Here is a 9,692-nt window from a genome sequence, read left to right as displayed (position 1 = left end):
TCAGGACGAAAGGGATTGAATAAAAGAGGAATTCTGTGGTTGAACGTCCGTGTCAATGGGGAACTTTTGGTTCAGGTTCAGAGCGGGTCGGTCGAAATTCATTACGACCGACCCGCATCAGCCAGCATTTTTGACTCATTTCCTGTAGCGACGTGAAGGAGGTTCGTTTCCTTACATCCAATCACGCCCCGTTAGGATTGGTCACATGCCTTGCTTCCGTTGCTCCATTTTTTCTGCCTTTTTATCCTCACCAGTATATCCTTGTGAGGTGTCGCCTGGCGGAAAAGTACTTGGACTACCAAAAGTTGAGCCTTCTTCACCTACCCCACCTGGGCGAGCTTCTTTTTGCTGCTCCTCCGTAAGTTCAGTGTTCTGGTTGGATTGACTCTTTGACTCAATCCCTCCTTGATGTTTCTTGCCTTTCATGGTGGAGGAATCCTCGGAATGGCCCTCCTGGTCGTTCATCCCGGCCTGGCCTGCAAACACGGAAACACCAGAAAACACGAGGAACGCAGACATACTCATAACGGTTAGAAATTTTGTCATGTCACTTCTCCTTTTATATTGGTTATTAATAAAAAACGGCTCAAAACTTAAAGGTTGAATGTTTTAGGTTTTGACTCCAGGGTCCAAGTGTGAAGCCTTGGGGTCTTCTTCTGTTTATGGTCGGTATCCCTCCGGCCGGTCATCATAATCTTTCTTATTTGACCCCCTGGATTGATACTGATCGTCGTTCTGCCGTTGGGAATCATAATCGCTCCGAGGGGCTGTGGTGTTGTACCGGTCGGACAACTGCTCCATGGGATCTTTGTAATTTCCCTCGCGACTTTGGGAATACATGGACCGTGGATTTTCATTATTTTGGAAATCATCATTCCGTCTGTTGGAACGGGATTGGTTCCCGTAGTTCCCGTCGCCGGAATTATTGTAATTTCTGTCCCCGCTACGAGAATACTGTCCATTCCCGCGATCCCGGTAGTCATTCGAATATGATCCTTGGCGATTCCGGTTAGATGAATTGTGCTGGTCAGCCCCTTCATATTGAAAGGCACGATCATGTGGTGGAAATTCGGTTGGGCTGAAATCGTTACGTTTGGTTTGATATTCTTCAGCATTCTGATCCTGATATTGTCTTTGGCGATCATCTCCGGAACGGCTCATGCGCGACCGGTTCTGATCATATCGATCGTACCCTTCCCGATTGTTCGGAAAAGTAGGCGTATCTTCGTAGTACCGATCCCGGACTTGGTTTCTTTCATCCTGTCGTTCGTTCCACTTGGCCAGATTTTTCCTTTCCTGTTCGGTCAGGTTCCAGTGTTTTTGCACATGGGCGCCGACATTTTCACCTTCATTCAGAATGGGAAGATTCCCTAATTGATTCTGGGTGACTTTCAATTTAAAGGACTTATTGCCTGCTCCCTCCAATGCCTGCCACGGGACCGAAATTAACTGGCCGTCCGGTTTCCTGATGATGGCATAGGAAATATCTCCGTTATTATTCGTCATCACCCTATACACACTCCCGATTTCCTTCCCATCAGTGGACTTGACGGAGTAGTTGGCATCCTTGTCCGAGATATCCAACCCGCCTAATTGGCCTGCCGGGAGAACAAAGTATTCCCCTTCAACTCCACCTGTTCCGTAATATTCCTCACTATCTCCCATGGATCGCACAAATGTGGCGGTTTTATTTTCATCTAATTTGGCCTTCACAAATTCCCCTTTTTGGAAATTACATTCACCAAATCTGAAACCCTGTTGTTGGGATTGCTGTGATTCATTTTGCTTGACCGAAGAACTCTGACCAGAATTCTGTTCACTCGGAATTCCAAAGAGACTGCTGCTTGAGGTTTGATCGGAGGTGGAGGAATCACCTCCGGAAGAACCCTGAGCCACTTGGTTTTGCCCGGAAGATTTCCCGGTGGAACTCCCTTGTTCCATTGCCGAATTTTGATTTCCTGCGGACTCTTTCCTCATGGAAGACGTGTGTGATGTTTGAGTTCCTTGAGGACAGAGCTGATTGGTTTGATCATTAATGCGAAAGGTGATTCGTTTTCCATCACTTGTCCGTAAGGTGATTTCCTCAGCATTCTTTTTGGAAATTACCCCCTCTATGATTTGTTGAGCGGCGTTCGAACCTTTACGGTCCTGGATTTGTGCCCGGTCGTTGCGAGACATACCGGATTCCGCCAACAAAGGTAATGTCAGCAACGGAATACCGGCTAAAAGAATTGATTTGGCCATTTGACTTCGCAGGTCCATGGGTCGCACCTCCTTATGCATTGGAATTAACAAATATGATTGATCGTTATTTTCATCACCATAAATGATTTTATCTGCGTAGCAACTGGTGAAAACCCTAGCGGCTTCTCAAGGGTTTGTCACAGTTCGGCCGGAGGAGAGGCCATGCTATATCGGATGGAAGGGTTTCATTATTCACTCAACGTTTTATAAGGAGGTCTTATGACTACCAAGATTCGTCAAGTGCTTTCTTCGAGTTCCATCACCGGCACTGAAGTGCAAAATACGGCGAGGGAAGACCTTGGAGAAATTCAAGATTTAATGATTGATTTGTCGGAAGGCCGTATTGCCTATGCGGTGTTATCGTTCGGCGGATTTCTCGGAATGGGGGATAAATACTTTGCGATTCCCTGGGAGGCATTTCAAGTTGTGCAGGAGGAGAAGGTTTTTCTCCTGAATGTTCCAAAGGAGAAACTAGAACAGGCCCCTGGATTCGACAAAGACAACTGGCCAGATTTTGCCGATGCAACTTGGGGACAAAGCATTCATGAGTACTATGGTTATAATCCCTACTGGGGTTAATTAACTGGAGCGAAAATCCAGAAACCGAGTTTGAGATTGCGAACAGGCCGTCTGGAAAGAACCCGCGTTCGGCGGGTTCTTTCTGGTGAAGTCATTCACCTAAACTATCTCAATTTCCTTCTTTTCCCTTGAGACATCACTCATTGGAGTCGAATCAATAAATTCTACCGTTGCCCTATCCAGGGCTCGGTCTGCCCATCTTTTCTCCCTATGGTCATCCAATGAGTGAGTCCTGGGGGCTAATTGTTCGCCGACGGGATAGAGTGCTCGTATCGGGCAGAGGGTAGAGGATCCGCCATTTTGCTGGAAACCAGCCAGGGTTTTGTAGAGTTGGTTCGATAGATTCAATCATGTACCTTTTCAAGAACCACATCAACACAGGAGGCTTGGATAACTATGGTCGATACCAGTATTAAAAAAGTACAGTCGGATCATTCTCCCACGGGTTCCATGGGACAGAAATATTTAGCCTCCGGTGTTGGATTGGCGATGCGGTTATGGGAAGAGTTGCCGGTCGGGGAGACACAGGAATCATCATCCAGGGATTATGAAACCATAGGGTATGTGATGCACGGTCGTGCTGAGCTTCACCTTGAAGGACAAATAATTTTGCTGGATGCGGGAGATTGTTGGGTTGTTCCCAAAGGCGCAAGTCACAGCTATACCATTCTTGAAACATTTACCGCCGTTGAGGCGACCCACCCTCCTGCCCACGTTCATGGTCGCGATGAAGTATCACCCACTTCGTAAGCCTGTCATTCCTGCTTGAGGAGGATGAGTTCGATACGTTATGGATTGATGGCGGGAAGTTGATGTTCCGGAGCATGTTTCACATTCTGGTAAATTTTTAACGCCTCGGGCATCTCTTCCTGGAGGCGTTGAATTCTTGTTTCATGGCTGGGATGGGTGGATAGAAAATCAGAAGGTGCCCCCTCACTACCATCCTGCATTCGTTGCCAGACACGGACGGCTTCTTGCGGATCATATCCCGCCTTGGCTGCCAGGAGGATTCCAATGGAATCGGCTTCGGATTCATGCGTTCGACTGTAGGGCAGGAGGACGCCGACTTTTGCTCCTAGACCTAAGGCCGCCATCGTGGCCTGTCCTACCACCGGGCCCGCACCACTCACGCCAAGCCCCACCGCCGCTGCGGATAATCCGGTTTGGGCAAGTACCTCCTGACTCATACGCTCCGAACCATGTCGTGCGAGGGCATGGACGACCTCATGGCCAAGAATGGCCGCCAATCCGGCATCGTTTTTCGCAACGGGAAAGATTCCCGTATACACGGCAATTTTCCCGCCTGGCAGAGCAAAAGCATTTTTGGTCTGGTCATCTTTGATCACGGTCACCTCCCACTTGAATGTCTTGGCGTCTTCGGCAAATTTGGATTCTTTTGCGGCTTGAATAATCTTTTCCGCCACACGTTTCACGGCTTCTTGTTCCTCGGGAGATTGAGATTGCTGGACCTTAGGATCTGAAAGGATTTGTTGAAAGGCCTGTTCTCCCATTTCTAAAGACTGAGATTGAGGGATGACGACAAGTTGGGATCGATCGGTATAAGGAACAGTCTCACAACCCATCGCCATACTAATCAAAATACACAAAGAGCAAAAAAGTTTAACATGATGAATAGGAGGAACGCGGCTTGGATGGTGCATTGTTGTTCTCGCTTTACAGGCTAAGGAATTAAACTCATTATAAAAAATCATAGAAAACCATAAAGAAACCGGACACCGAAATACAAAGACAAGTCGATCATTGAAAGAGGCAAAGTGTCAGTTCTGCCAAAAATTAATCTGCTTCCGATGTCGCGGATTCGGGAGAAGGCAGGTGTGGAATTGAGTGAGGAACCAAGAATCATCATGAGGACGTTAGGTACTTGAATCTATTTACCGAATGGCGAAAGCTGCCTCAATGAGTAATGTCGTAAATCTGTTCAAGTTTAAGCGACACTAGGGGTTCCACTTCTGCGCCCGAATCAGGTAGAGGGCAGTTTTCAGATTTTCCAGGGAATATGGTTTTACCAGTGCGGTGGTCGCTCCGAGGGATAAAGCATGGTCAATTACCGTGCGATCGGAATGCGTCGTCATGAAAATGATGGGAATGGTGGAAATGCCGGAGGTTTTTCGTACGGTGTGGATGAATTGAAAGCCATTCATCTCCGGCATCCGATAATCACAAAACACAAGATCGAACCGTGAAGAGCATAATGTGAGAAAACCTTTCCGACCATCAGTGGCCTCCTGACAAACATTTCCCAACGAGTGTAATCTGGTTTGTAAAATTTCCCGATGATCGGGGTTGTCCTCCACGATTAAAATTCTCATCTCTGGGAACCCTTCCGGGATTGATGGAGATGCACCTGAGGATCCACAAATATTGGTTGGAGAATGAGACCATGTACTGAAACTATTTAATGAGCTTCTTTTCATTTTTCCCTCCGTAAGTGAAGGTGTCCTTGTCTATTCTGATTTAGCCTTTTCCCAACGTCACCGCCCCGGTCGTTTATGCCGGAAGTTCTAATGTTTTCTCAGTATTAACATTATTTCATCTGAATTCCCATGGACAAAAAATGGGATGAAATTTCGAATTCATCCTTGACGGATTAACGGCTGAACACGACATGTACTTCTGATCATGTGTCATGCACCCCATTCCAAACTGTGGCTTTGGCGAATTGATGGTCAGTTTCAGAGGTCTCATCGTGACGGTAAAGGAAGGCGGAAAATCAAATTCCGTTATGATGTTCGGGTTATTTGCCGGAGAAATATACATTTGGTTTTTTTTCGATTGGCGATTTGTCCATTGGCTGGATGACACGCAACTGATATTTAAGAATTAAGAAATACATTCAGCGATTGGCGAATTCCTGAAGTTGTTCAATCATTGGAGCCTAGGGTTCTTCAATTGATCGGAACATACACTTTTTCGAAGGGGGGTTATGAAATGAATTTGAGCGGTTTCTATGCCAAGGGCATTCATTACCGGATACGACATCGATGTGAATTGCCGGACATGAATGAAGTCTGATCCAGCAGAAGAAAAGGTTGTTGCGAAGTTTCAGTGAAATGACCTGTTGGTTGAGCCTTTACTTCGACATAGTTGTGGTATTGGGAAGCTGTTCATGGTTTGAAAACGAATTTTAGCATCCATGAGTCCAATCGGGTATTAAAGGTTAAGGGCCAGTGCACTTCGGAACGATTGACAAGGTTTGAATCAGAATGTGTTCACAAAGGTTGATTGAAAAGTTGTCAGGACAGAGATGGATTGAATTGACTTAACCAAGAAGAGGAAATGACATGTTACGAGATCTCAATAAAATTAGGAACTGTGTGGTACAGGGAACTGATGGGATTATTGGTTCCATCGCGGATGTCTATGTTAATGATCAAACATGGAAAATTCATTATCTGGCTGCTGACACCGGGAACTGGCTACAGGGCCGGCATGTGTTGATTTCTACCCAGAGTTTTGTGCATCCCCATGAGGACATCGGGTCATTCCGGGCTTTGGTCAATAAGACTCAAGTCGAGGGCGCTCCAGAGTTTGAAATAGAAAAACCGATCTCCTGGGAAAAGGAACGTGAAATCTGCAACTACTATCGATGGAGTACCTATTACCCCATTGACGAAAGGGAACATTCCGTATTTCCCGGAATATTAACCAGCGCGAACGGCCTCAAAGATTTTTCCCTCCAGGCGACGGATGGGGAAATCGGAAAAATTATTAATTTCCTCATCGATGACGCCAATTGGACCGTACGGTATTTGGTGGTAGATACCTCGAAATGGCTGGCCGGCAGAAAGGTGTTAATTAGTCCAATGTGGAATAAGTCCATAAATTGGGCAGATAGAATGATGGTCGTGGACCTCAATCAGGACCAAATTGAACATTCTCCGGAGTATGATCCAGCCGCGCCAATTGAACGAGTGTATGAAATTAATCTGTATAAACATTACGGTAAACCACAGTATTGGTAGAAGGGTTGAAAAAGAAACTGCGTGCTAAGGTGAATGAAAATTCATGCGGAGACCATAAGTACATAATCCTTTGGCCAGGTCACTCTGATCCGGAAAGAAAGGCAAAACCTACCCCTGGCTCATAAGGGATCATTCCAAAGGAAACTCAGGCCCTTGTTTGAACGTATTCCGGAATGCTGTTTTTTTTGATCGGATCGTATTCTTGGAGATGAGGTTCAGCTAGATCTTATGTATGAACATCTGGTTATTTTTGGAGCCACAGGGGACGTCACGAAGCGGTTTGTTTTTCCTGCCTTAGCTCAAGTGTTCGCCAACCGTGGTCCTCATACGGAGTATAGAATCACGGGTGTTGGACGACGGGATTGGACGACGCCTCAGTTTCAAGAACATGTGTCTGAATCTCTTGGCAAGCATCAAACTCCATCCCTCCCAAGATCCCGGGAAGAATTTCTTCAATCCTTGGAATATGCTCGTGTCGAAGATCTTTCTGATGCACGGGAGATTGCCTCGATTTTCCATGAACAAGCCGGGCTTACGCTTCTATATTTAGGGTTACCTCCACAGATGTTTCCGTCGGTTTTGGAAGCATTTCGACATGTCACGTTACCGCCACGGTCCCGTGTCATCATCGAAAAGCCGTTCGGTTTGAATCATGCCCAATCCAGGGAGCTGAACAGGCTCCTACATCAGAAGTTTCCTGAAGAGTCGGTATTTCGCGTCGACCATTTTTTAGGAATGCCGATGGTAGGCGACATTCTTGGTCTACGGTTTACCAATCCTGTCTTTACGCCTATCTGGAATCGTCATCACATCAAAAAGATCGAGGTGATCTGTGATGAGACTTTGGCGCTGGAAGGGCGTGCAGAGTATTATGATTGCGCCGGAGCGCTGAAGGATATGATTCAAAGTCACCTCCTTCAGTTGATGACTGTCCTGGCCCTCGAACCAATGGAGTCCATTTGGGCTCCTGAGTTTCGGGACAAACGAGTGGAGTTATTCAAAGCTATCAGGAAACCGTCAAAGGCTGAAATTCGAGCCCAGACCGTACGGGCCCGTTACCGATCCGGAGAGATCCGTGGTGTGCGCGTTCCCGGTTACGTAAAAAACAAAGGAGTAGTATCAGAGCGAAACACTGAAACCTTTGCTCAAGTGACCTTATGGGTCGACAATGAGCGGTGGCAAGGTGTGCCTTTTGTGTTACGGTCCGGAAAAGCTTTGGGTCGGGATCGAAAGGAAATTCTCGTGCATTTTAAAAATGGGCAGAGAAATCCAGAATCCCAACTTTCAGAAGAAGGCGGTAATGTCTTACGATTGAATCTCGCGAGTGAAAAAGTGAATCTTGGAATATTCACTATACAAGAAGCCGGAGGGATCACACCTGCACCGATGGGGGTGGACGACCCTAACTCTCCTGAACATCTTTCCCCCTATGAACGCCTGTTTCTTGAAGCTATGTCCGACAAAACACGACTTTTTGTGCGAAATGATGAGGTAGAAGAAATGTGGAACATCATTCAACCCGTTGCCGATGCCTGGGCGGAAAACGTGGTACCCTTGCAGATTTACCGGGCCGGGTCCAACGGTCCACCTATGGAAGATATCGTAGCCTTGTCAGAATCCCAACATTCCCCAACGAAAGACAGGACTACTGGTTGCGAACCATCCTCCTCATATCTCTAGGACCCCATTGTAGAATCCGGTTTTGATGGTGTGGACGTGACTCTTCTTTTAAACAAGGGCATGAACCGAAACGTTAAAAAATTCAACGCACTTAACACCATGGCAATTTCGTAGCGATCCCAGGCCACTGCGATTCCGATAGCTCCGGTATTCCAAATACTCGCTGCGGTAGCCGTTCCTGCCACATTTCCCCTTTCCTTAAGAATGGCGCCACCGCCAATAAAGCCTATTCCGGTTAAGATGCCATAAATAACACGCGCTTCGGCATCGGTGGAATCCAGGACATTGATCCCCGTCAACATATAGGCACAGGACCCGAGTGCAACCAGAGGGAAGGTGCGGAGCCCTGCCCCGCGCGATTCTTGTTCGCGATCCCAACCAAGGGGAACCGCCAATAGAAAGGCAATGAGCAGATGATAAAAATGCGACCAGATTTGATGCCAATCCAGTTCAGTCACCACATCCATCGTGAGTCGTTCCCTTATCAGGCTGGACGAGTTGGAGGCTCTGATACCTTCCGGATGCAGACGTCAGGCATCACGGGCTTCCTTGTGGCGGGTGATCAACGTCTCCAATGGTTCTTTAAAAGTTAACGTGCGGTAGGGGAATGGGATTTCAATTCCGGCGGAATCCAATGCCTGCTTCACTGCAGCCACGACCTTATCCTTTGATTTTCTGATGTCCACTGGACGGGATCCCGTCCACCAGGTCACCTCAAAGTCAATGCTACTCGCTCCGAATCCCTGGGCAAAGATTTGGATGTCTTTCTCCTGGTTGACCGTGCTCAATCCTTCCAGGGCGTGCCGGATCACTTCGCGTCCGGTATTGACGTCCTCTCCGTAGGCGATTCCGCACATGATGGTGACCCGTCGCAGGTCCCGATCCGTTCGCACCGTGACGGGATTTTTAAACAGGAGGCTGTTGGGGATGACGACCCGTTGTCCATCCGTTTGCCTTATGTGAGTGTCCCGAATGGTGATCTCTTCCACATACCCTTCCAATTCCTGGCATTCAATGAAATCGCCAAGTTGGAAGGGTTCGCGAAGCAGGATCAAAATGCCGGCCAGGAAATTTTCAAAAATATCTTTGAAGGCAAATCCAATGGCAATGGACCCCAAACCTAATCCCGTGAGAATTTTTCCAGGAGTTAAGCTGGGAAAGATAATGATGGCCGCAATCAATATTCCGACTATCCAAATGCCGATG

General features: G+C 47.2%; 10 protein-coding genes. 4 read left to right on the top strand and 6 right to left on the bottom strand.

Features of this window, described 5'->3' with window-relative positions; genetic code table 11:
• Positions 1–201: 201 nt before the first annotated feature.
• Both AAH187_RS07740 and AAH187_RS07735 read right to left on the bottom strand, forming a co-directional pair.
• The gene (locus AAH187_RS07740; RefSeq protein ID WP_342347870.1) at positions 202–426 is read right to left on the bottom strand and encodes a hypothetical protein; all 225 of its coding nucleotides are present in this window, start codon (positions 424–426) and stop codon (positions 202–204) included.
• Between the two features lie 234 nt (positions 427–660).
• Positions 661–2,262 carry a hypothetical protein gene (locus AAH187_RS07735; RefSeq protein ID WP_342347869.1) on the bottom strand — a complete coding sequence of 534 codons (1,602 nt, stop codon included), beginning with the start codon at positions 2,260–2,262 and terminating at the stop codon, positions 661–663.
• A gap of 201 nt (positions 2,263–2,463) precedes the next feature.
• Here AAH187_RS07735 and AAH187_RS07730 point away from each other — a divergent pair, with 201 nt between their 5' ends.
• Positions 2,464–2,823, top strand: a complete 360-nt coding sequence (locus AAH187_RS07730; RefSeq protein WP_342347868.1) for a PRC-barrel domain-containing protein — start codon at positions 2,464–2,466, stop codon at positions 2,821–2,823.
• Between the two features lie 396 nt (positions 2,824–3,219).
• Positions 3,220–3,573 (top strand): cupin domain-containing protein, encoded by a 354-nt coding sequence (locus AAH187_RS07725; protein ID WP_342347867.1) that lies wholly within the window; start codon positions 3,220–3,222, stop codon positions 3,571–3,573.
• A 38-nt stretch (positions 3,574–3,611) separates the two neighbouring features.
• Here the strand turns inward: AAH187_RS07725 and AAH187_RS07720 are convergent, their stop codons facing one another.
• Both AAH187_RS07720 and AAH187_RS07715 read right to left on the bottom strand, forming a co-directional pair.
• Positions 3,612–4,406 (bottom strand): M48 family metallopeptidase, encoded by a 795-nt coding sequence (locus AAH187_RS07720; RefSeq protein ID WP_342347866.1) that lies wholly within the window; start codon positions 4,404–4,406, stop codon positions 3,612–3,614.
• Positions 4,407–4,778: 372 nt separating this feature from the next.
• A complete protein-coding gene (locus AAH187_RS07715) occupies positions 4,779–5,153 on the bottom strand; it encodes a response regulator (RefSeq protein WP_342347865.1) in 375 nt (124 codons plus the stop codon).
• Positions 5,154–6,125: 972 nt separating this feature from the next.
• On the opposite strand from AAH187_RS07715, the gene AAH187_RS07710 reads away from it, so the two are divergent.
• Positions 6,126–6,806 (top strand): PRC-barrel domain-containing protein, encoded by a 681-nt coding sequence (locus AAH187_RS07710; protein ID WP_342347864.1) that lies wholly within the window; start codon positions 6,126–6,128, stop codon positions 6,804–6,806.
• A gap of 228 nt (positions 6,807–7,034) precedes the next feature.
• Positions 7,035–8,486 (top strand): glucose-6-phosphate dehydrogenase, encoded by a 1,452-nt coding sequence (locus AAH187_RS07705; RefSeq protein ID WP_342347863.1) that lies wholly within the window; start codon positions 7,035–7,037, stop codon positions 8,484–8,486.
• Here the strand turns inward: AAH187_RS07705 and AAH187_RS07700 are convergent.
• Positions 8,483–8,953 (bottom strand): MgtC/SapB family protein, encoded by a 471-nt coding sequence (locus tag AAH187_RS07700; RefSeq protein WP_342347862.1) that lies wholly within the window; start codon positions 8,951–8,953, stop codon positions 8,483–8,485. The genes AAH187_RS07705 and AAH187_RS07700 overlap by 4 nt on opposite strands.
• Before the next feature lie 63 nt (positions 8,954–9,016).
• On the bottom strand, positions 9,017–9,692 hold a 676-nt coding region (locus AAH187_RS07695; protein WP_342347861.1), incomplete at its 5' end, for a mechanosensitive ion channel family protein.

Source organism: uncultured Nitrospira sp., assembly GCA_902500695.1.
Lineage (GTDB): Bacteria > Nitrospirota > Nitrospiria > Nitrospirales > UBA8639 > Nitrospira_E.
The sequence above is the reverse complement of the archived record's forward strand: the minus strand, read 5'-3'. Positions and strand labels throughout refer to the sequence as shown.

What these genes read in the sequence shown, in the direction of transcription:
- AAH187_RS07710 (WP_342347864.1), top strand. Translation starts at nt 6,126, where the DNA reads ATGTTACGAGATCTCAATAAAATTAGGAACTGTGTGGTACAGGGAACT.
- AAH187_RS07700 (WP_342347862.1), bottom strand. Translation starts at nt 8,953, where the DNA reads ATGGATGTGGTGACTGAACTGGATTGGCATCAAATCTGGTCGCATTTT.
- AAH187_RS07705 (WP_342347863.1), top strand. Translation starts at nt 7,035, where the DNA reads ATGTATGAACATCTGGTTATTTTTGGAGCCACAGGGGACGTCACGAAG.
- AAH187_RS07735 (WP_342347869.1), bottom strand. Translation starts at nt 2,262, where the DNA reads ATGGACCTGCGAAGTCAAATGGCCAAATCAATTCTTTTAGCCGGTATT.
- AAH187_RS07725 (WP_342347867.1), top strand. Translation starts at nt 3,220, where the DNA reads ATGGTCGATACCAGTATTAAAAAAGTACAGTCGGATCATTCTCCCACG.
- AAH187_RS07715 (WP_342347865.1), bottom strand. Translation starts at nt 5,153, where the DNA reads ATGAGAATTTTAATCGTGGAGGACAACCCCGATCATCGGGAAATTTTA.
- AAH187_RS07740 (WP_342347870.1), bottom strand. Translation starts at nt 426, where the DNA reads ATGAAAGGCAAGAAACATCAAGGAGGGATTGAGTCAAAGAGTCAATCC.
- AAH187_RS07720 (WP_342347866.1), bottom strand. Translation starts at nt 4,406, where the DNA reads ATGGGTTGTGAGACTGTTCCTTATACCGATCGATCCCAACTTGTCGTC.
- AAH187_RS07730 (WP_342347868.1), top strand. Translation starts at nt 2,464, where the DNA reads ATGACTACCAAGATTCGTCAAGTGCTTTCTTCGAGTTCCATCACCGGC.